Genomic DNA, 19,258 nt, shown 5'->3' on the forward strand with positions numbered 1-19,258 from the left:
CTACTTGCTGCCTTGGCGCTTTTGGATGCGGGCCCACTCGTCTCTTAGGCCGACTGTGCGGTGGAACAGGTCGGGGGTCTCGGGGTCGCGGGCGAAGTAGCCGAGGCGCTCGAACTGGACGACTTGGCCGGGGGCGATGTCGGCCATGGCGGGCTCGAAGCGGGCGCCTTCGATGAGCTGGGCGGAGTCGGGGTCGAGCGAGTCCATGGGGTCGGATCCGTCGGCGCCGGGGTGGGGGTCGGTGAACAGGCGCTCGTAGAGGATGGCCTGGCCTTCTAGGACGTGGGCGGCGGACACCCAGTGGATGGTGGCCTTGACCTTGCGACCGTCGGGGGCCTTGCCTGAGCCGGTCTCGGGGTCGTAGGTGCAGCGCACCTCGGTCACGTTGCCGTCGGCGTCGGTGGCCACGTCGGTGCAGGTCACGAAATAGCCCGACCGCAGCCTCACCTCCCGACCCGGGGCCAGGCGGAAGAACTTGGGCGGCGGATCGAGCATGAAATCGTCCCGCTCGATGTAAAGCTCCCTCGTGAATGGAACCTGCCGGGTTCCAGCCGACGGGTCTTCGGGGTTGTTGCCCGCTTCCCGCATCTCCACCTGGTCTTCGGGATAGTTCTCGATCACCAGACGCAGCGGGTTGAGCACGGCCATCCGGCGCAGTGCCGTCGCATTGAGCTCTCGGCGGACGAACGACTCCAGCAGCTCCACCTCTACCGTTCCATCCACCCGGGCCACGCCGATGTGGCGGCAGAACTCCCGAATGGCCTGGGGCGGAAAGCCCCGGCGGCGAAGACCTCGCAGGGTGGGCATGCGGGGGTCGTCCCACCCGTCCACATGGCTCTCGTCCACCAACTGCGATAGGCGGCGCTTGGACAACACGGCGTGGGTGACGTTCAGGCGGGCGAACTCGGTTTGGCGAGGGCGGTCGCCGGGCAGATCGAGATGGTCCAAGAACCAGTCGTACAGCGGGCGGTGGGCGTCGAACTCGAGGGTGCAGATGGAGTTGGTCACCCCCTCCACCGCGTCGCTCTGGCCGTGGGCCCAGTCGTAGGTGGGGTAGATGCACCACTGGTCTCCGGTGCGGTGGTGGCTCGCGTGGCGGATGCGATACAGCACTGGGTCGCGCATCAGCATGTTCTCGTGGGCCATGTCGATGCGGGCCCGCAGCACCCGCTCGCCGTCGGCGAACTCCCCGGCCCGCATCCGCCGAAACAAGTCGAGGTTCTCCTCGGGGGTGCGGTCGCGCCACGGGCTGTCGGTGCCCGGCTCGGTGAAGCTGCCCCGGTTCTCGGAGATGGCCTCGGCATCTTGGTCGTCCACATAGGACAGCCCGGCCTGAATCAGGTCTTCGGCCCACCGGTAGAGCTGCTCGAAATAGTCGGAGGCGTACAAGGTGCCCCGGTCGGACTCGTAGCCCAGCCAGGCGATGTCCTCTTCGATGGCGGCGACAAAATCGGCCCGCTCCGTCTCGGGGTTGGTGTCGTCGAACCGGAGGTTGCAGGTGCCGCCGAACTCGGCGGCCAAATCGAAGTTCAAACAGATCGACTTGGCGTGGCCGATATGGAGGAATCCGTTGGGCTCGGGCGGGAACCGGGTCTGCACCCGACCGCCATAGATGCCATCGGCGATGTCCTGGCGGATCAGGCTGCGAATGAAGTCGCTGCGCTCGCCGGGCTCGTCGCCTCCCGGGTTCCCGGCATTGCTCATATCCACCATCCTTGACGGATTTTGCGCCGACCGGCAACGCATTATGGGGGTGGTTGGCGCGAAACTGGGGAATGGCCTATTCGATCATCGACGTTGACACGCACATCACCGAGCCAGCCGACACCTGGACCAGCCGGGTGGCCGCCCGCCACCGCGACCACGTTCCCCGAGTCGAGGAGATCGACGGCCGTCAGATATGGCTGTTGGGCGACGACCGCGTCGGTGCGGTGGGCCCGACGGCCCCGGCCGGGTGGTCGAAGCCGATGCCCGATTCGCCCGCCGGCTATGACGAGGTACACCCCGCGGCCTACGACGCCCAGGCCCGCCTGGAGCTGATGGACCAGCGAGGAGTGTGGGCCGAGGTTCTGTACCCCAACGTCGGAGGGTTCGGCGCCCAGAAGTTCTTGTCCATCGACGACGCCGAGCTGAAGTACGAGTGCGTCCGGGCCTACAACGACTTCCTCTCCGAATGGTGCAGCGCCGATGACCGGCGGCTCATCCCGTCGATGGCCACCCCGTTCTGGGACGTGGACAATGCAGTGGCCGAGGTGCAGCGGTGCGCGGCGATGGGCTACCGGTCGGTGAACTTCACCGGCGAGCCCCAGGTGTTCGGCCTGCCCTATCTGGGCGAGTCCCACTGGGATCCGTTCTGGTCGGCGGTGTGTGACTGCGACATGGTGGTGTCGTTTCACATCGGCAGCGGCGAGTTCAACTGGGACCACAACCGGGTGGAACGCCGGGGCTTTGCCGAGGCCTACGCCCTGCAATCGGTGGACTTGTTCACCAAGAACGGCATCCAGGTGTGCGACCTGCTGCTGTCGGGGGTGCTCCCCCGCTACCCCAAGCTGAAGGTAGTGTCGGTGGAGTCGGGCATCGGCTGGCTGCCCTTCATGCTCGAGGCGGTGGACAACCAGTTCGTCGAAGGCGGCGGCATGAATGACCGGCCCGAGTTCGACCGGCTGCCCAGCGAGTACTTCACCGGACAGGTGTACACCACGTTCTGGTTCGAAGAGTCGGCTCCCCAGGACCTGCTCGGAGGCCGGATTCCGCTCGACAACGTGCTGTTTGAGACCGACTTCCCCCACCCCACCTGCCTCTACGACAACGTGGAGGAGAAGATTGCCGCCAGCCTCGGGCACTTTTCTCCCGAAGACCGCCACCAACTCCTCTGGGGCAACGCCGAGAAGCTGTACCGGGTGGAAGCGCCTGTCTAGAGTCCAGCCCATGAGCAATGGATGGGACAGAGAAGCTGATGTAGTAGTGCTGGGGATGGGCGCGGCGGGATGTGCCGCGGCCGTCGCGGCGGCCGATGCGGGGGCGTCGGTCTTGTTGCTGGAGAAGATGCCCGAGGGCCGAGAAGGGGGCAACACCCGCATCTCGGGGGGGATCTGGTTCAACAGCTTGGACCGCGACGGGATGGCGACGTATTTGCGGTCGCTGTGCGGGCCTTACACGCTGCCTGAAGAGATCATTGAGGTGTGGGCTGACGAGACTTACAAGAACACTGAGTGGTTGGAGGGGCTGGGCGTGACGCCGGGGGTTCATGCCGACTACAAGCCGGAGTACCCGGAGATGCCCGGTGCGGAGTTCTATGGCGGCTATTTGGGAGTCAATGGCGAGATGGGGCAGCAGTTGCTGTGGAAGGCCCTTTCTGCTGCGGTGCGGGACAAGGGTGTGGAGGTGTTGTTGGATACCCCTGCTGACGAGCTGGTGACCGACGATGACGGCGCGGTGGTTGGCGTGGCGGCCACTTCGGGCGGTCAGCCGCTGAGGGTGGGCGCCCGCCGGGGGGTGGTGCTGGCTACTGGTGGCTTTGAGAACAACCCCGACATGGTGCGCGACTACTTGCAGCTTCCCGGTTCCCCGGTATGGGGTTCGCCGGCGGGTACCGGCGACGGGATCAAGATGGCCCAGAAGGTGGGCGCCGATCTGTGGCACATGGACAACATGATGGCTGCCCTCGGCTTTGCCGCCGACGGGTTCGAAGCGGGGATGTACGTGATGTTCATCTTCTCCATGGGGTTCATCTGCGTGGGCAACGATGGCCGTCGGTCCCACAACGAGATTCCGCCCCAGGGCCACGGCCACGGTCTGATCGACGGCGACTACGAGCTGTTCCAGCGCCGTCCGCTGCACGTGATCTTCGACGAGAACACCCGTCAGGCCGGGCCCATCTCCCCGCCTCGGGAGATCTTGCCGGTGGGATGGAACCTGCTCATGGAAGGCTACGAGTGGAGCGCCGACAACTCGGCCGAGATCGAGAAGGGCTGGATCCAACAGGCCGACACCCCCGCGGAGCTGGCTGAGACCCTCGGCATCGACCCCGATGGGCTGGAGGCGGCGGTGGCCTCATGGAACGAGGTCTGCGCCGCCGGCAACGACCCGCTGGGCCGCCCCGCAGCCACTCTCGCTCCACTGGCCACTCCCCCGTACTACGGGTTCACTTCAGCCCCGCTATTGGGCTGGACCAACGGCGGCCCTCGCCGTAATGAGAAGGCCCAGGTGCTCGATCCCTTCGGCCAGACCATCGGCCGCCTCTACGCTGCCGGCACGGTCAGCTCCACCTATAGCCGGTGCAAAGACGGCGGCTTCCACATCGGCGACGCCCTAGCCTTCGGCCGAGTCGCCGGCCGCAACGCAGCAGGCGAAACCCCCCGCTGATTCTGGCTTAGGGCCAAGACCTCCACGAGACGATGTCCATAGCGATGACCGGTCCCGGGGGCCGGGTGGTTTGGTATTGGGGGTACTTGGCGGCCAGCAGGTCGAGGGCGTGGTCGCGCTCGTCGCCGTCGATTAGCACTCGGGCGGTGCCGTCCACTCGGATCCACCACAGCTTCGACCAGTCGTCGTCGTAGCAGTCGACCAACAGGCAGGCCGCGGGGTTGGCGGTCAGGTTGTCGAGGCGGCGCAGTGCCAGAGTGGACTTGGGCTTGGCATCGACCGCCGAATACACCACATCGCCCTTGAGGAAGAAGCAGCACGGCACGGCGTGAGGACGGTCATCGGCGGTGATGGTGCTCAATATGGCCGACCGGGCCTCTCCCACCCGCTGCCGCATTTCGCCCTGTTCCATCTCTGAACTCTAGGAATTCTGCAGAAGAGGCGGGAGCAGCGGGCAATTTGAACCGACTCGAGGGGGCAAGGCAAGTAGAACGTTGTTGTGGTCCGAGTGCCTCGATCGCAGCCGGTTGCTCCCGAGCCGCTGTTCATGGTGGGGGCGGTGTCGCAGTATCTGGGCGCGGCGGTGGCTGTTCACCTGTTCGACGAGATTGCCCCGGCTGGGGTGGCGCTGGTGCGGGTGCTGGGCGCGGCGGTGATGATCATCGTGCTGCGGCGCTCCTGGCAGCGACGCTGGAAGGCCCAAGACTTGGCGTGGGCCTCGGCCTTCGGGGTGGCGCTGGCCGCCATGAACCTGTCGATCTATCTGGCCATCGACGAACTGCCGTTGGGCAACGCGGTGGCCATCGAGTTCACCGGCCCGATCCTGGTGGCCGCCGTGGGCACCCGTACGCTCCGCTCCGGTGCCGCGCTGTTGATGGCCGCGGGCGGGGTCGTGGTGCTGGCCGGGGTGGAGGCCGACGGCACTATGCGGGGGGTGGGATTCGCCTTGCTGGCCGGGATGTTCTGGGCTGGCTACATCGTGCTCGGGCACCGAGTAGCGCGGGGTCCGGCCGCGGTGGACGGACTGGGCCTGGGGATGTTGGCCGGAGCGGCGGCCATCAGCGGCTTCGGCGCCACCGAGGTGGGATCGGCGCTGGACTCGCCGCTGGTGCTGCTGTTGGCCCTGGCCACCGGGCTGTTGTCGAACGTCATCCCCTACTGGATCGACCAGTTGGTCATGAAGCGAATCACCCAGCACCGCTTCGCGCTCCTGCAAGCGCTGCTTCCCGCGACTGCGGTGCTCGTGGGTTTGGCCGTGCTTCTCCAGGTGCCCAGCGGGAGGGAATTGTTTGGCATCGCCTTGGTGATCGCCGCTATCTTGCTCAGCCGCACCGTGAAGGGATCCGGCGGCACCGCCGAAGGGATGGGCTTACGGGCACAGTAGGCATCGGCCATTCCCGCCATGCCAAAATATATGCTTGTAATTACAATCTATAGATTCCAACCCGCATTTGCAGAAGTCCCATTCACCTCTCCATGCGCTCTATCCGCTTGCTCAGCTTCATCGCCTTATCTGGCCTGGCCTTGGTTGGCACCGGAAGCCAGACCGACAGCTACGACCACTACGGCGTAGAGCAGTGGCGTGGTCTGGTGGAAGAGATGTTTCCGGCCGACGAGGTAGACGACGTGCTCTCGGTGATGGCCTGTGAGTCCCTTGGCAACCCCAATGCCCGCCATCTGGAGGAGTGGGGGGACTACTCACTGGGACTCATGCAGATCAATGAGGGCTGGCTCACCGGATGGAGCATGCCGGAGTGGGCAATACTCTCTCACAACGATCAGCCCGTCGACCTCACCGACCCGGCCACCAATCTCCAAGCCGCCAAGTTCATCCGCTACTACGAGGACTCCAGCGGCCACCCCCCTTGGTCCCAATGGGCCTGCCAGCCCGAGTAAACGGGGACTTCGCCGATACGCTTGAGCGTGTCATTCGTAGGCATTTACGACGCTGACGGGGGGCTTGGCGGCGAGCTGCGGTATGTGGCCGGCAAGCTCCTGGGCCGGGGAAAGTGCGCCCTGTGCGACATCACCCACGGGTGGAATCCAATGGGGTCGCGGAGCTGGAAGCAGGCCTGTGCGGTGTCGGATGTCGATCTGGAGCTCTTGCATCGCGACGAGGCCACCGCTGAGCAATTGGCAGCCACCACTGCTCTGCCCACCATTCTGCGCGGCGACGACGGACAGTGGAGCGAGATAGTCCCGGCAGATGAGATTGCCCAGTTCGTGGGTGCGCCCGACGCTCTGTTGGAGCGCTTGGGCGCGCTCTAGGCACGCTCAGTTCGTCGAGAAGGGCAGGTACTGGTAGGTGCGGGTCGACGAGCCGCCGGCGAAGCGGGCGGCATTCTCGTCAACCGAGTGGTCCGGGAACCGCCGCAGCAGCTCCTCGAGGGCGACTCGGCACTGGAGACGGGCCACCGATGCGCCCAGGCAGTGGTGGGCGCCGTAGCCGAGGGCGACGATCTTGTCGATCTTTCGCTTCACATCGAGTTCTCCGGCAGTGGGCCCGAACTCCCGCTCGTCCCGGTTGGCCGATCCGAACAGCAGCAGCGCTTTTTTGCCCTCGGGGATGGTGACGCCGTGCAGGGTCACATCCCGGGTCAGCGTGCGGGCCAGGTTCTGCACCGGCGAGGTCAGCCGCAACAGCTCCTCCACCGCGTTGGGGATCGCCGAAGGATCGTCGATCAGCACTTGACGCTGATCCCGATGACGGTCGAGCAGCACCGTTGATGCGCTGAGCATGCCGGTAACGGTGTCGTTGCCGCCGGTGATCATGGTGAATATGAACCCCACGATCCACATGGCCGAGGCGGTGTCCTCGCCCTGTTCAACCAGATCGGTCACCAGGTCGTCGCCGGGATCGGTCTTGCGTCGCTCAATTAGCCCAGTGGCGTACTCGAACAGCTCCAGGAACGCGCTCTGGTCCTGGCCGTAGGCCGCGGTGGACTCGGCGGTGGCCTGCACGATGCGCTCGGTCCAGCGGTCGAACAGCACCCGGTCTTCGGGGGGGACACCCAGGTAATAGGCGACCAGGTAGCTGGGCAGCGGCTTGAACAGGGCTTGGACGATGTCGACGTCGCCGGCCTCGGCCACCGCATCGAGCTTTTGGGCGATGAACTCCCGAACCAGGTCCTCCACCGGGGCCACCTGGCGGGGGGTCATGGGCCGGCTCACCAGCCGGCGCATGGCAGTGTGCTCGGGCGGGTCCATCATCACTATGGGCCGGGCTTTCTCGTCGAAGCTGGCCATGTCGTCGGGGACGGTGGTCAGGCCGTTGGCCGACGAATAGGTAGCGGTGTCGCGGGCGGCGGCGAAGACGTCGTCGAACCGGGACAGCACCCAGAACTGGCCATCACCCACCTCGTGGACGGGGTCCTCATCCCGCAGGGCGCGGTAGTCGTCCCATGGCTCGGCCCACTTCTCTCCGCCGCGGTAGGCGAACTTGACGGCCACGGGTTCAGCTCAGCTCGAGGCCGTCCAGGGAACCTTCGTCGCGCCAGGCCTTGAGGAGCTTGAAGAACTCCTGAGCGCCGCCCCCGTAGTTGCCGCCGAACCAGCCGGGGCCCTCGTCGGGCCTTCCCTCGTTGTTGTAGTAGCCGGGCGTGCAGGACTCCAGGAATCCGGCCCGGCGATAGGCCGACTCCATGATGACGCGCACCCAGTCGGCCTCGGCCTGCTCGGTGGGCTCCACCACAGTGGCCCCCGCCGACAGGCCCTTCTCGACGATGTAGGCCACGTGCTGGCTCTGCTCGTTGTAGAGCTCGGTGAAGTTGGGGGAGACCCCCGACTGGATGCCGCCCATGTGCAACAGGTTGGGGTATCCCCGGGTGACCACCCCGTGGTAGGTGGACATCCCGTCCTTCCAGCGCTCGCTGAGCGTCACGCCGCCCCGGCCGTAGATTTCGCAGTTGGCCCGGTGGGAGTAGTCGGTGCCCACCTCGAACCCGGTGGCGAAGATGATGCAGTCCAGCTCGTACTCCTGGCCGCCGGCCACCACGCCTTTGGGTGTGATCCGCTCGACGCCCTGGCCGTCGGTGTCCACCAGGGTGACGTTGTCGCGGTTGAAGGTGGGCAGGTAGTCGTCGTGGAAGCACGGCCGCTTGCAGAACTGCCGGTAGTAGGGCTTGAGCGCCTCGGCGATGGACGAGTCTTCGATGAGCTCGTCGACCCGGCTGCGGATCTGCTCCATCTTCTGGAAGTCGGCCATCTCCATGGCCTCGGCGATCTCCTCGGGGGTGCCGAGACGGGCGCCCTCGCCCAGCGCGGTGAGGTTGCGCAGGATGTCGGTCCAGCCGTCGCTGACCAGATCCTCTTCTTGCATGCTGCCGGCCACGATGTTGCCGAAGTTCTCGATGCGGTTCTGCTGCCAACCGGGCTCCAGCGACATGGCCCACTCCGGGTCGGTAGGGCGGTTGCCCCGAACGTCGATGGACGACGGGGTCCGTTGAAACACATACAGGTGCTGGGCGGCCTCGCCCACATGGGGGATACACTGCACCGCGGTGGCCCCGGTGCCGATCACCCCGACCACCTTGTCGGACAGCTTGGTCAGGTTCCCGTGGGTGTCGCCGCCGGTGTAGTCGTAGTCCCACCGGCTGGTGTGGAAGGAGTGGCCCCCATAGGTGTCGATGCCGGCGATGCCGGGCAGCTTGGGCCGACTGAGGGGCCCGATGGCCATGATCACGAAGCGGGCCCGCATCCGGTCGTTGTGGTTGGTGTGCAACACCCAGCGGTGGTCGGCGTCGTCCCAGTGCATCTCGTGTACCCGGGTGCCGAAGCACACGTCGCGGTACAGGTCGAAGTGGCGGCCCAGGGCCTTGCAGTGCTCCAGGATCTCCGGCCCGTAGGAGTACTTCTCCTTGGGCATGTAGCCCATCTCCTCCAGCAGGGGCAGGTAGATGTACGACTCGATGTCGCACTGCACCCCGGGGTACTGGTTCCAGTACCAGGTGCCGCCGAACTCGGCCCCGGTCTCGATCATCCGGATGCTCTCCACGCCGAGCTGGCGGAGCCGGGCCCCGGCCAACAGCCCGCTGAACCCAGTGCCGATGATGACCACGTCCACCTCGTCGGTCAGCGGCTCCCGGGTGATCCCCGTTTGGGCCGGGTCGTCCAGATAGCGGGAGAACTCCCCGTCCATGGCGATGTACTGGTCGTTGCCTTCGGCCCGGAGGCGCTTGTCCCGCTCGTGTCGGTACTTCTCTCGGAGGGCATCGGGGTCGAATTCCATCTTGGCGTCAGAAGAGAGAGTGTCGGTCATAGCCCACTACGATACGGCCCATGACCTTTGAGGCTCGATTCGACTTGAGTGACGTGGACTGGACCCATATGGAAGGGGGCCCGGAGTTCGACTATCCCGTCGAGTTCGACGTGGCCGTGCTCGGCTCCCAGCCCGAGAACGGCACGCTTGACTTGCTGGTGCGCTTCGCCCCCAACTCGCACTGCCACTTCCATCGCCATGTCGCGGTCACCCGCACCCTCGTGCTCCAAGGCGAGCACCATGTGTTCGATGTCGGGTCCAACGGCGAGACCGTCCACAAGATCAAGCCCGCCGGCACCTACAGCCAGAGTCCCTCCGGCGAAATTCACATGGAGCGGGGCGGTGAAGAGGGCGCCATCGTGCTGTTCAATCTCCACTCCCCCACCGGCGTGCTCTTCGAAACCCTCGACGCCGACCACAACGTGTTGGCTACCTCCACCATCGAGTCGATGTCCGAGGGCCCCCTCATGGGGGGCTAGGGCGCTCCGGTTAATCCCCGAAGGCGCAGCCCTATTGCCGGGGTTCTCCCGTCAAACCCTTGCGGGTGTAGGTGATGTCTGAGCGATCGCGGTGGCCGATGGTGAAGTCGTCGTCGTAGGGGAACGAGTAATTCAGGGTGAGGGTGTAGCGCCACTCGAAGGCGCAGACCCGGGTGGCGATCAGCCAGGGTCCGCCGCCGCGCCGCTCGAACCGGTCCACATAGCGCAGGCCCATGCGCATGTCGGAGCCCGGCCCCTCCTCGGTGGGATGCACCACGTGGTGGGCGTTGCAGTAGGTCTCCACGAAGGCCACGTCGCCCTCTAGCTGGATGCGGGACTGGCCCAGCAGGTGCTGGGTGTAGTCGAAGGCCGCGAGCACCTCCAGCACCCAGTCGGCGAACTCCACCGGGCTGCCGCGGAAGTTGTTGTGATCGTCGAACCCGTCGGGGTGATAGCCGGAGACGATCAGCTCCTTGTCGAGCCGGTCGGTGCCCCGGGCCACCCGGTGGACGGTGTCGGTGATCTCGTCCTTGTCGACCAGCGCCTGAAGCCGGGGATCCAGTTCAGCCTCCGATCGATCAACCACCGTCCACCCCGATCATCACCGCCGAGAGGGTGAAGGGGCCGTCGCCGGTATTTCGCCAGGCGTGCTCGGTGCCCCGCTGGATCACACAGTCGCCAGCGGTGAGGTGTACCGGGGGTTGGCCGGGCAGCTCCAAATCGACGGTGCCCTGAGCGATCCGCACGAAGTCGATGGTGGGGGTTTGGTGCATCAATGCGGCCTGGTCGGCCATCGACGCCGGAATGGTCACCTGCTTCCAGGTCACCCCTCCCCCGGGCGGATTGAGCTGCATCTCCGACTGGGGGGCATCGCCGCCCTGGAGCTCGCTGGCCACGGGAGCGAACGTGTGCCACAGCTCGGCGGTTAACAGCCCGCCCTCGGACTGCGATGCGGTAGCCGGCGGCCCATCGGCGCACACCCCGTTGCCGTCGGTGACGATCCGGCGGGGGCCAACGGTGCCGACGGATGCCCCGGCAAAGCCGGGATCAGCCCCTTCGCCCACCCCTAGCATGATGGCGCTGAACGTACAGGGCTCGTCGCCGATGACGATCCACCGATGCCAGGTGCCCCGCTGTATCACGCAGTCGCCCGCTTCGAGCTCCACCCAATGGTCGTTCAGCTCCAAGCGGATCTGGCCCGAGATGATCTCGATGAAGTCGATGGTGGGGGTGGCGTGGAAGCCGACGCGGTCTTGGTCGAATCGGGGGTCGTCGAGTGGGCCGATGGCCTTTCCCCCCGAGGGCTTCAGGGTGAAGAAGCGCCACGAAATCCCGCCGGGCGGGGGGACGAAATCAGTAATGCCCTCGGGCTCGTCCCCACCGTCGTCGACGGAGGCGGGATGCTGCCCCACGTACCACATACTGGCCGTGCTCCGTCCCAAGAAGCTCGACTCGGCCATGCCGTCGGAAGCGACGACCGGGGCACCCCGTTCGTCGTGTCCGGTAACAATTCGCCGCCTTGTGAATGCCATCCGCCCACCGTAGCTACCCTCTGAGACGTGGTGGACATCGGCTCCCTCATCAAGCAGTCAATCTCGTGCTGGCGGGAGGGTGAGGGTGGGACCGGGGCGGCGGAGATCGCCTTCTGGTCGGCGGTGTCGCTGTTTCCCGCCGCGGTGGCCGCGGCGGCCATCGCCTCCACGGTTCGGGCGGTGTCCGACCGGATCGCCGACCGGTTCAACGAATGGCTGGCCGACGCGGGCCAGACCGCGCTCAGCGACGTGGACAGCACCATCGGCGAGGAGCTCGCCGATGTGGTGTCGGCGCCGGTGGCGGCTACGTCCATTGCCGCGGTGGTCGCGGTGTGGGGCACCATGAGGGCCGCGGCCGCGGCGTGCCGGGCCGTTCGCCGGGTTCGGGGAGAGTCCCGCCGGTCGTGGTGGATGGAGCGGTTCGCCGGATTCTGGCTCTTGGTGGGTGTCATCCCCCTGATCGCCGGGCCCACCGCCATTGCGGTGTGGGTCGACGCCCGCCTGGCCCCGGTGGTCGGCTTCGTGTCGGCGGTGGCCGTCTTCTCCCTGGTGCAGAAGGTGGCCTGCCCCCGCCGACCCCTCCGCCACGACCTGATCGGCGGCCTGGTATCAGCCGTTTGGTTCTCAATCGTTTCGGCTATCGCTGCGCTGGCAGTGAACTGGTCCGTCGGCGGCACCGCGGTCACCGTGGCCACCGCCGGAACCCTGGCCGCCCTCAGCTGGCTATGGGCCGCCGCCTGCGGAGTAACCGCCGGCGCCGCCATAGCCGGCGCCCTCGATCAGCGGAACGCCTAGTCGCCGCCTAGAAAAGAGACCTCTCGATCAGGTTCCCTCCTGTCAGGCAACTCAAGATCGATGCCGCGCGGCATGTTGTCAACAAGCCATTGGCCCATATGCTCACGCTCCTGTCGTTGGGCGAAATCAGCCGGAGCAGCCCCCGACGCGGCCACTAGTTGAGCCGGAGCGATGGGAAAGCAGGAATCGGGAGTGCCAGCCGCAGCCCACACGGCCTCATATGCCAGCAAGTCCTCGTCGATCCAGGTAGCCAGCTGGTTGATATGCCCGAACGGCGGAGTGCCCCCGATGGCATACCCGGTGGCTGCTCGCACCGCCTCCGGCTCAGCCAGGCTGACCTCCTCACCGACAAGCTCTCCCAAGCGATCGATGTCCACTTGGTTAGCTCCTGAAGTCAACGCCACCACCAGCTTTGTCGGAGTGGCGAATACCAGCGACTTCACGATTTGGCCTACTTCGCAGCCCACCGCGGCGGCGGCATCAGCCGCAGTCCGAGTGCCCGCGGGATACCGCACTGGCTCCACCTGAACACCCAGCTCTTCGGCTGCCGCCCTAAACCGCTCCATTCCGCTGGTCATGAAGTTCTCGCTACCTACTTCAAGAAGTCGAAATAGATGAGCTAATCACGCCCGGGAAGACCTCCTCAACCGACTTGCCGGTAAGCCTCATGTAGAGAGCATCCGGACAGAGCTCGATCTCTTCCCCCCAGGCGATCCCTCCATCTGCGGCAATTCGCACTGCCTCAAAGCAAGCTCGACTCTCCCACGCCTGAAACACGCCTCGGCCAGCCAGATCCGACAGATCAACCTCGCCAGCTACCCCATTGGGGTATCGAAGCCAGACTCGATATCCCTCTCGGGGTGCCACTTCAATCGGGCGGTTCAAATTACTTGTGCTTTCCATTTGCTCTGAGCCTCAGCACTTGCGATAGGCCTTGCCTGCTAGTCCAAACTACCGGACTCCACGCCCAATACCCCACCGCATTCGGTCAACATGCAACTTCGCGCACCGCGTGCGACCAATTGCCATGGGTGAAGTACGGTCAGGCCATGTCTGAACCCCGCCAGCCCGATGTGCTCAGCCGACTCCCAATACCCGAGGAAGTCCGCGATGACGTGATGGAGATGTTGAGGGTGGGGCCGTCGGCGGTGTGGGGTCGGCCGGTGCTGAGCCGTCGGGAGCGCAGCTTGGCCACCATTGCCATGATGACTGCGCTGGGCAACGAGTTCGCCATCCGCGAGCACGTCATCATGGGCTTGGACTCTTTCGGCCTGGACCGGGAGGAGATCTGCGAGGTCATGATCCAAGCCGCCATCTACGCCGGCTTCCCGGCCGCCATGAAGGCCTTCGAAATCGCCACCGACATCTTCGCCGAGCGCGACGCTGCTGCTTGAGAGAGCCCCTCTTGGCCACAATGGCGACTATGCGCCGCCACCCCGTAGGGCCCCGGATTATGCGCCGGCTTCCGGAGAACTGGGAACCTGCCCAGTTCCAGTGTTTCGAGGTCTCACCGGTAGCCCCAACTATCGGCGCTGAGCTATCCGACCTATCCCTGCGGGATGTGGACGACGAGCTGCTCGAGGAGCTCGACCGAGCCTTACTGGAGTGGAAGGTGCTGATTGTGCGAGATCAGCCAATCGATGTCTCCGCCCAGGGTGCGCTGGCCCTTCGCTGGGGACCACTCACCGATGACCAGCTGATCCCCAATCCCGGCACCGCCGCCCAAACAGATGCCATCACCTTCGAGCGCAACGACACCGTGGTCGGACTGGAGAACATGTGGCACACCGACGGCACGTTTCGAACCCACCCGCCGGTCTGCACCATCCTGCGGGCCATTGAGATTCCCCCTGTGGGAGGCGACACCCTGTTCGCCGACATGGCCGCCGCCTGGGACAACCTCGACCCTGATCTTCAAGACCGGCTGACCTCGCTGTCAGCCCGCCACGACTGGAGCATCGGGGCCTACGCCGACAAGTACGGGGACGATCTGGACAAGCTGCGGGCCGAAGTTCCTCCCGTTGTCCACCCGGTGGCCCGTCCTCATCCCCGCACTAGACGGCTCACCCTGTTCGTAAACGCCGGTTTCACCACCGATTTGGTCGACCAAAACGGCTCACCGGTTGACGACAGCGACGACCTGCTCAATCTGCTTTGCCGCCAAGCCGAGGTCCCCGAATACCACTGCCGGGTCCGCTGGGCCCCCAACACTGTGGTGATCTGGGACAACCAAGCCGTCCAGCACTACGGCGTCAACGACTACCACCCTGCCCTAAGAGTGATGGGCCGCGCTTCTGTCGCCGGAGGTTGAGGTCCGCGGCTACGACTTGACGGTGAATATCCAGCGGCCGTCGGCGTTGGACAGGTGGCCGCAGCTGGGGCCGGCGAAATGGGTGCCGAAGATTAGGATGCCGGAGTCGGCGTAGCGCTCGCGGAAGGCTTTACGGGTCTCAGAGGCTCTTGCTGGGTCGTCGTCGGCGGTCATTACCCATTCGGGGGCGGAGAACTGGACGGGGTGGTGTACCAAGTCGCCGGTGATCACGGCCTCGTGGCCTGCCGATGAAATGCGCACGCTTACGTGGCCGGGGCTGTGGCCTGGTGAGGGCTCCAGGCTGATCTCGCCGGTGACTTGGTGGTCGCTGTCCACCAGGTCGGCCAGCCCGGCGTCCAGCACTGGGCGCACGGCATCCCCGAAAGTGATGGCCGCCCCCTCGGCGCCGGAGTCCCAGTACTCGTACTCGGTGCGGTTGAACAGATAGCGGGCGTTGGGGAAGGTGGGCACCCACTCCCCGTCCACCAGGATCGTGTTCCAGCCCACGTGGTCGAAATGCAAGTGGGTACACAACACGATATCGATGTCGCCCGGTTCAAAGCCGGCAGCAGCCAACTCGTCGAGAAACCCTTCGCCCAAATGGCTCATCTGGGGGACCATCTCGATAGGGCGGTTGCCGATGCAGGTGTCCACCATGATGGTCTGGCCCTCCGACTCCAGCACCAGAGCATGGATAGACAGCGGCATGTTGCCCTCGTCGTCCAGAAAATAGGGCCGCAGCCAGTCGGCATTGGCCTCGAACACCCCCATGTCGGGCTCCACGTACATCCCCTCGGCGGGAACTGGTTGCAGGGTCTCGCGCACCAGCATGACTTTCACGTCGCCAACCTGTGTGACCAGTGCCATGGTCAACCTCCGATCTTGTCCAGAACCTCGGTCTGGTAGCGGCCGACAAAGCGGCGGATGTCGTCGATGTCGGTACTGCCCGACTCGGCGGCCGACACGATCAGCCGGTCGAGGCCCGTTTCGGCGTACTTCTCGATGAGGCCCAAGTCGAACGACCCGCCCCGCTGGTAGCTGCCCGGCCACACCGTCGTCTCGATGGCGTCGGGATCTCGGCCGTGCTCGATGGCGGTGGCCCGAATGGTGGCCACCCGGTCGGCGTAGTCCTCCGGTGAGATCACATAAGGATAGAACCCGTCGCCCAGTCGCCCGGTTCGCCGGGCCGCCCGGCCGGTGCTGCCCCCGATCACGATGGGCGGGCCACCGGGCTGGGCCGGATTGGGCAGGCTCTCGCACTCGGTGAAGCTCACCGCGTTGCTCTGGTAAGTGCGGTAGCCGGGGGCCCACAGCTCCCGCAGGGCGCCGATGCACTCGTCGAGCCGCTCGCCCCGGCCCTCGTAGGGCACCCCGCAGGCGGCGTACTCCTCGATCTGCCAGCCGCTGCCCACCCCGAGGATCACCCGCCCGCCGCTGAGGGCATCGAGGGTGGCCACCCGCTTGGCCATCACCGCCGGCGGGTGCAGGGGCAGGACTATCACACCGGTGCCCAGCCGCACCCGCTCGGTCACCGAGGCCATGAAGGCCAGCATCTCCAGCGGATCGGGCATCACCACGCCCGGAGCGCCGGGCATGCGGCCCGACTCCGAATACGAGTAGCGGGGCTCGTAGTTGTTGGCCACCACCACGTGCTCAACCGTCCAGATCGACTCCACTCCCTCTTCGTCCATCGCCTGGGCGAACTGGGTGATCCAGCGGGCGTCGGTGACGACCGACTCGTGCATGTGGGGAAGGACTCCGAGGCTGACCATGAGCAGAAGACTAGGCGCGGGTCACAGCACGCCGGAGGGGTTAGCTTCGTGGGGTGTCGGATCATCTGGTTATCGACGTGGACGGCCACGTGTTCGAACCCGACGAGCTGTGGGAGAAGTACCTCCCGGCCCGTTTCCACGAGCGGCGGCCCCGGTTGATCACCGACGACCGGGGTACCACCCGCTATGTGATCGAGGGCAAGGTGATCCCCCCGGGCACCGGCACGGGCGCGTGGGCGCCCGAGGGCATCCGAGAGTCCACTACCCTCCGAGAGGGCGGTGTCGACTCTTCGCTGCGGCTGGCTGACATGGACACCGAGGGCATCGACATCGCCGTGCTTTACGGGGCCATGTCGCTCGGCTTGTACGCCGGATCAGACCGAGATCTCACCGTCGCCTGCTGTCGGGCCTACAACAACTGGCTGGCCGACTGGTGCTCGGCCGACCCCAAGCGGCTGAGGGGCACCCCGGCGCTGCCGTTGAAGTGGATGGACGAGGCGGTAGCCGAGGCCGAGCGGTGCGTTACCGAGCTGGGTTTCGTCTCGCTGACCGTTCCCTGCGCGGTGGGCGATCGCAATCCCGATCACCCCGACAACGACCCGCTCTACGACCTGGCCGAACAGCTGGATGTGCCCTTGGGCTTCCACGCTGGGGGCTGCCGGTTTGCCAATGGTCGATTCACCGACGCCTACGCCCAGCTCCATGTGATCGAGTTCCCGTTCAATCTGATGTTCGCGGCCACTACGCTGATCTGCGGCGGGGTGTTCGAGCGGTTCAAACGGCTTCGAGTGGCATTGCTGGAAGGCGGGGTGGGCTGGGTGCCCCACACGCTGGAGCGCCTTGACGAGCACTACGAGTACCGAAGCCACGAGTTCGACGCCATCACCAAGCCGCCTGGCGAGTACTTGGCCGAGGGGCGGCTGTTCGTGTCCACCGAGGGCGAGGAAGGCCTGCCCCAGGTGATCGAGCAGATCGGCGGCGACATCATCGTGTGGGCATCCGACTACCCCCACTGGGACAGCGACTTCCCCACCAGCGTGACCGGCGTGACCGACCGCTCCGATCTGGCCGAAGCCCACAAGCGGGCCATATTCGAGGCCAACCCCAAGCGGCTGTTCGGGTGGGACTGAGCCCATGAGCCTGATCACAACGGCCGACACCATCGAAGAGTGGGTGGAATTAGCTCACGCCGAGGGGTTGACCGACGGCTTGCCGGTGTATCCCCCCACCCGGGTGGCGGTGGACGCCCTGGTGGCCGCCTCGGGCCGGGATCCTGGCCAGCTACTGGGAGCCATCCCCCCGAGGGGCGGTGCGGCCACTGTCGAGGTGGCGGCGGCCAATGCGGTCATGGCCGGTTGTCGGCCCGAGCACTTCGAGGTGGTGCTGACCGCCGTCGAGGCCATGCTGGAGGACCGATTCAACCTGCGTGGGGTGGTCACCACCACCCACCCGTGCTGGCCGCTGGTCATCGTCTCGGGGCCGGCGGTGGAGCGGCTCGCCATGGCTCATACCGAGTCGGTATTCAGCGGCGGCGGGGCCCACGCCAACGCGGCCATCGGCCGGGCCGTCAAGCTGCTGTTGTGGAACGCCGGCGGGGCCACCCCCGGCGAGCCGGTAAAAGAGGTGTTCGGCCACCCTGGCCGCTACGCCTTCTGCGTGGCCGAGTCGCCGGCCAGCCCGTGGCCTCCGCTGCACCAGGCCCGAGGCGTCGACGCGGCCAGCGGGATCACCGTGTTCGCCTGCGAGTCCCCCACCAGCGTGGCCATGTGGGGGGCCGACGACACCCCGGTCAACCGACTGGCCCAGTTGGCCGACGCCATGGCCATCAAGGGGTGCAACAACACCCACACCATGGGCGAGACCCTGGTGGTGCTCACCCCCAACGAGGCCCGCCACTTGGCCGAGAACGGCTACGACCGGGCCGCGGTGCAAGAGCAACTCTGGCAGCAGGCCCGGCGGCGCGTCGGCGACCTTCTCTCTCCTGGCGTTCCTCCCTATGCCTGGTGGCCCGACTGGGTGGACGCCGACGATCCCGACACGCTGGTGCCGGTCACCGAGCGGCCCGAAGACATCCACGTGATGGTCACCGGCGCCGAGTCGATCCCGTGGATGGCGGTGTGCGCTGGCTGGGGCAACCTGGGCGGTTACGCGGTGAGCCGGGCGCTCGATGGCTAGAACTGGCAGGATTGAAGTGTGAAGTCGATCGGAGAGCTGGTGGATCCCCGGGGCCAAGTAGTGGTCAACGATGCAACCCTGGCATCCCGGCGGGGCCACACCCAGGGGCCGCTGACCATCGGTTTCCTGGTCAACGAGTACAACCCCTCCTCCGGCCCCGACTTCACCCGCTACACCGAGGTGCTGGAGCAGGAGTTCCGCCATCGCCTGGACGTGACCGCGGTGGTCCGCCAGCACAAGCCGGTGCTCAGCCGGCCGGCGGGCGACGAGATGCTCGCCTCGTTCCGGGCCTGTGCGGGGGTGGTCAACGGCCTGGCCAAATGAGGCTCATGCACGTCGGGCAGTGTGCTCGACGCCGTGAACCTGGAGAGGCTGGGCATCCCCACCGTAACCGTGGTCACCGAGCCGTTTACCGTGGCCGCCGACACCGTCGCCCGCTCCCTGGGCATGCCCGACATCCCTCGGGTGGTGATCCCCCACGACTACCTCAGCGAAGACACCGACGCCATCACCAAAAAGCTCGAGCCCCTGCTCGAAGAGATCGTCGACCGGCTGTTGGTTCGCTAGCCGGC

Annotated in this window: 22 protein-coding genes and 1 pseudogene; 13 read left to right on the forward strand and 10 right to left on the reverse strand. The window is 66.1% G+C overall.

The window, feature by feature from the left end:
• Positions 1-1,704 (reverse strand): glutamine--tRNA ligase/YqeY domain fusion protein, encoded by a 1,704-nt coding sequence (locus tag ACOGJC_RS16885; protein WP_419846159.1) that lies wholly within the window; start codon positions 1,702-1,704, stop codon positions 1-3.
• 71 nt (positions 1,705-1,775) lie between these two features.
• On the opposite strand from ACOGJC_RS16885, the gene ACOGJC_RS16890 reads away from it, so the two are divergent.
• A complete protein-coding gene (locus ACOGJC_RS16890; RefSeq protein ID WP_419846160.1) occupies positions 1,776-2,918 on the forward strand; it encodes an amidohydrolase family protein in 1,143 nt (380 codons plus the stop codon).
• Between the two features lie 10 nt (positions 2,919-2,928).
• Positions 2,929-4,365 carry an FAD-dependent oxidoreductase gene (locus ACOGJC_RS16895; RefSeq protein ID WP_419846161.1) on the forward strand — a complete coding sequence of 479 codons (1,437 nt, stop codon included), beginning with the start codon at positions 2,929-2,931 and terminating at the stop codon, positions 4,363-4,365.
• A gap of 7 nt (positions 4,366-4,372) precedes the next feature.
• On the opposite strand, the gene ACOGJC_RS16900 is transcribed toward ACOGJC_RS16895, so the two are convergent.
• Positions 4,373-4,777 carry a TIGR03668 family PPOX class F420-dependent oxidoreductase gene (locus ACOGJC_RS16900; RefSeq protein ID WP_419846162.1) on the reverse strand — a complete coding sequence of 135 codons (405 nt, stop codon included), beginning with the start codon at positions 4,775-4,777 and terminating at the stop codon, positions 4,373-4,375.
• Positions 4,778-4,864: 87 nt separating this feature from the next.
• Between ACOGJC_RS16900 and ACOGJC_RS16905 the strand changes: the two genes are divergently transcribed.
• The 3 genes from ACOGJC_RS16905 (at position 4,865) to ACOGJC_RS16915 (ending at position 6,633) form a co-directional block, all read left to right on the forward strand.
• A complete protein-coding gene (locus tag ACOGJC_RS16905; RefSeq protein WP_419846163.1) occupies positions 4,865-5,749 on the forward strand; it encodes an EamA family transporter in 885 nt (294 codons plus the stop codon).
• A 92-nt stretch (positions 5,750-5,841) separates the two neighbouring features.
• On the forward strand, positions 5,842-6,261 hold the full coding sequence (locus ACOGJC_RS16910) for a transglycosylase SLT domain-containing protein (protein WP_419846164.1): 420 nt from the start codon (positions 5,842-5,844) through the stop codon (positions 6,259-6,261).
• 27 nt (positions 6,262-6,288) lie between these two features.
• Positions 6,289-6,633, forward strand: a complete 345-nt coding sequence (locus ACOGJC_RS16915; protein ID WP_419846165.1) for a hypothetical protein — start codon at positions 6,289-6,291, stop codon at positions 6,631-6,633.
• A 6-nt stretch (positions 6,634-6,639) separates the two neighbouring features.
• Here the strand turns inward: ACOGJC_RS16915 and ACOGJC_RS16920 are convergent, their stop codons facing one another.
• Together ACOGJC_RS16920 and ACOGJC_RS16925 are read right to left on the reverse strand one after the other, a co-directional pair.
• Entirely contained in the window at positions 6,640-7,815 is a 1,176-nt protein-coding gene (locus tag ACOGJC_RS16920; RefSeq protein WP_419846166.1) for a cytochrome P450, read from the reverse strand.
• 4 nt (positions 7,816-7,819) lie between these two features.
• Positions 7,820-9,622, reverse strand: a complete 1,803-nt coding sequence (locus tag ACOGJC_RS16925) for a flavin-containing monooxygenase (protein ID WP_419846167.1) — start codon at positions 9,620-9,622, stop codon at positions 7,820-7,822.
• Between the two features lie 20 nt (positions 9,623-9,642).
• On the opposite strand from ACOGJC_RS16925, the gene ACOGJC_RS16930 reads away from it, so the two are divergent.
• On the forward strand, positions 9,643-10,101 hold the full coding sequence (locus tag ACOGJC_RS16930; protein ID WP_419846168.1) for a cupin domain-containing protein: 459 nt from the start codon (positions 9,643-9,645) through the stop codon (positions 10,099-10,101).
• Between the two features lie 31 nt (positions 10,102-10,132).
• Here the strand turns inward: ACOGJC_RS16930 and ACOGJC_RS16935 are convergent, their stop codons facing one another.
• Entirely contained in the window at positions 10,133-10,687 is a 555-nt protein-coding gene (locus ACOGJC_RS16935) for a nuclear transport factor 2 family protein (protein ID WP_419846169.1), read from the reverse strand.
• Positions 10,680-11,633 (reverse strand): cupin domain-containing protein, encoded by a 954-nt coding sequence (locus tag ACOGJC_RS16940; RefSeq protein ID WP_419846170.1) that lies wholly within the window; start codon positions 11,631-11,633, stop codon positions 10,680-10,682. The genes ACOGJC_RS16935 and ACOGJC_RS16940 overlap by 8 nt, the downstream gene beginning before the upstream one ends.
• A gap of 30 nt (positions 11,634-11,663) precedes the next feature.
• On the opposite strand from ACOGJC_RS16940, the gene ACOGJC_RS16945 reads away from it, so the two are divergent.
• The gene (locus ACOGJC_RS16945) at positions 11,664-12,428 is read left to right on the forward strand and encodes a YhjD/YihY/BrkB family envelope integrity protein (RefSeq protein WP_419846171.1); all 765 of its coding nucleotides are present in this window, start codon (positions 11,664-11,666) and stop codon (positions 12,426-12,428) included.
• Here the strand turns inward: ACOGJC_RS16945 and ACOGJC_RS16950 are convergent.
• Positions 12,425-13,006: a YbaK/EbsC family protein gene (locus ACOGJC_RS16950; protein ID WP_419846172.1), complete on the reverse strand. Its 582-nt coding sequence runs from the start codon at positions 13,004-13,006 to the stop codon at positions 12,425-12,427. The genes ACOGJC_RS16945 and ACOGJC_RS16950 overlap by 4 nt on opposite strands.
• Positions 13,007-13,025: 19 nt before the next feature.
• Entirely contained in the window at positions 13,026-13,331 is a 306-nt protein-coding gene (locus tag ACOGJC_RS16955; RefSeq protein WP_419846173.1) for a DUF2442 domain-containing protein, read from the reverse strand.
• Positions 13,332-13,477: 146 nt separating this feature from the next.
• On the opposite strand from ACOGJC_RS16955, the gene ACOGJC_RS16960 reads away from it, so the two are divergent.
• Complete coding sequence (locus tag ACOGJC_RS16960) at positions 13,478-13,822, forward strand: carboxymuconolactone decarboxylase family protein (RefSeq protein ID WP_419846174.1); 345 nt, start codon at positions 13,478-13,480, stop codon at positions 13,820-13,822.
• 59 nt (positions 13,823-13,881) lie between these two features.
• Complete coding sequence (locus ACOGJC_RS16965) at positions 13,882-14,739, forward strand: TauD/TfdA dioxygenase family protein (protein WP_419846175.1); 858 nt, start codon at positions 13,882-13,884, stop codon at positions 14,737-14,739.
• Positions 14,740-14,748: 9 nt separating this feature from the next.
• Here ACOGJC_RS16965 and ACOGJC_RS16970 read toward each other — a convergent pair whose 3' ends face one another.
• Together ACOGJC_RS16970 and ACOGJC_RS16975 are read right to left on the reverse strand one after the other, a co-directional pair.
• Positions 14,749-15,606, reverse strand: a complete 858-nt coding sequence (locus ACOGJC_RS16970) for an MBL fold metallo-hydrolase (RefSeq protein ID WP_419846176.1) — start codon at positions 15,604-15,606, stop codon at positions 14,749-14,751.
• A 2-nt stretch (positions 15,607-15,608) separates the two neighbouring features.
• Positions 15,609-16,511: an LLM class F420-dependent oxidoreductase gene (locus tag ACOGJC_RS16975; protein WP_419846177.1), complete on the reverse strand. Its 903-nt coding sequence runs from the start codon at positions 16,509-16,511 to the stop codon at positions 15,609-15,611.
• Positions 16,512-16,564: 53 nt separating this feature from the next.
• On the opposite strand from ACOGJC_RS16975, the gene ACOGJC_RS16980 reads away from it, so the two are divergent.
• From ACOGJC_RS16980 to ACOGJC_RS16995, 4 genes and pseudogenes are all read left to right on the forward strand, one after another.
• Positions 16,565-17,641 carry an amidohydrolase family protein gene (locus ACOGJC_RS16980; RefSeq protein ID WP_419846178.1) on the forward strand — a complete coding sequence of 359 codons (1,077 nt, stop codon included), beginning with the start codon at positions 16,565-16,567 and terminating at the stop codon, positions 17,639-17,641.
• A 4-nt stretch (positions 17,642-17,645) separates the two neighbouring features.
• Positions 17,646-18,686: a hypothetical protein gene (locus tag ACOGJC_RS16985; protein ID WP_419846179.1), complete on the forward strand. Its 1,041-nt coding sequence runs from the start codon at positions 17,646-17,648 to the stop codon at positions 18,684-18,686.
• Between the two features lie 18 nt (positions 18,687-18,704).
• A complete protein-coding gene (locus tag ACOGJC_RS16990) occupies positions 18,705-19,010 on the forward strand; it encodes a hypothetical protein (protein ID WP_419846180.1) in 306 nt (101 codons plus the stop codon).
• A gap of 12 nt (positions 19,011-19,022) precedes the next feature.
• Positions 19,023-19,253: pseudogene (locus ACOGJC_RS16995) on the forward strand (UGSC family (seleno)protein); the annotation flags it as partial.
• Positions 19,254-19,258 lie beyond the last annotated feature (5 nt).

Source organism: Candidatus Poriferisocius sp. (assembly GCF_965204015.1).
Taxonomy (GTDB): Bacteria; Actinomycetota; Acidimicrobiia; order Acidimicrobiales; family Bin134; genus Poriferisocius.

Coding starts and splice junctions, on each gene's coding strand:
- ACOGJC_RS16970 (WP_419846176.1), bottom strand. CDS start 15,606: ATGGCACTGGTCACACAGGTTGGCGACGTGAAAGTCATGCTGGTGCGC.
- ACOGJC_RS16985 (WP_419846179.1), top strand. CDS start 17,646: ATGAGCCTGATCACAACGGCCGACACCATCGAAGAGTGGGTGGAATTA.
- ACOGJC_RS16885 (WP_419846159.1), bottom strand. CDS start 1,704: ATGAGCAATGCCGGGAACCCGGGAGGCGACGAGCCCGGCGAGCGCAGC.
- ACOGJC_RS16900 (WP_419846162.1), bottom strand. CDS start 4,777: ATGGAACAGGGCGAAATGCGGCAGCGGGTGGGAGAGGCCCGGTCGGCC.
- ACOGJC_RS16930 (WP_419846168.1), top strand. CDS start 9,643: ATGACCTTTGAGGCTCGATTCGACTTGAGTGACGTGGACTGGACCCAT.
- ACOGJC_RS16975 (WP_419846177.1), bottom strand. CDS start 16,511: ATGGTCAGCCTCGGAGTCCTTCCCCACATGCACGAGTCGGTCGTCACC.
- ACOGJC_RS16895 (WP_419846161.1), top strand. CDS start 2,929: ATGAGCAATGGATGGGACAGAGAAGCTGATGTAGTAGTGCTGGGGATG.
- ACOGJC_RS16960 (WP_419846174.1), top strand. CDS start 13,478: ATGTCTGAACCCCGCCAGCCCGATGTGCTCAGCCGACTCCCAATACCC.
- ACOGJC_RS16925 (WP_419846167.1), bottom strand. CDS start 9,622: ATGACCGACACTCTCTCTTCTGACGCCAAGATGGAATTCGACCCCGAT.
- ACOGJC_RS16955 (WP_419846173.1), bottom strand. CDS start 13,331: ATGGAAAGCACAAGTAATTTGAACCGCCCGATTGAAGTGGCACCCCGA.
- ACOGJC_RS16890 (WP_419846160.1), top strand. CDS start 1,776: ATGGCCTATTCGATCATCGACGTTGACACGCACATCACCGAGCCAGCC.
- ACOGJC_RS16940 (WP_419846170.1), bottom strand. CDS start 11,633: ATGGCATTCACAAGGCGGCGAATTGTTACCGGACACGACGAACGGGGT.
- ACOGJC_RS16910 (WP_419846164.1), top strand. CDS start 5,842: ATGCGCTCTATCCGCTTGCTCAGCTTCATCGCCTTATCTGGCCTGGCC.
- ACOGJC_RS16950 (WP_419846172.1), bottom strand. CDS start 13,006: ATGACCAGCGGAATGGAGCGGTTTAGGGCGGCAGCCGAAGAGCTGGGT.
- ACOGJC_RS16965 (WP_419846175.1), top strand. CDS start 13,882: ATGCGCCGGCTTCCGGAGAACTGGGAACCTGCCCAGTTCCAGTGTTTC.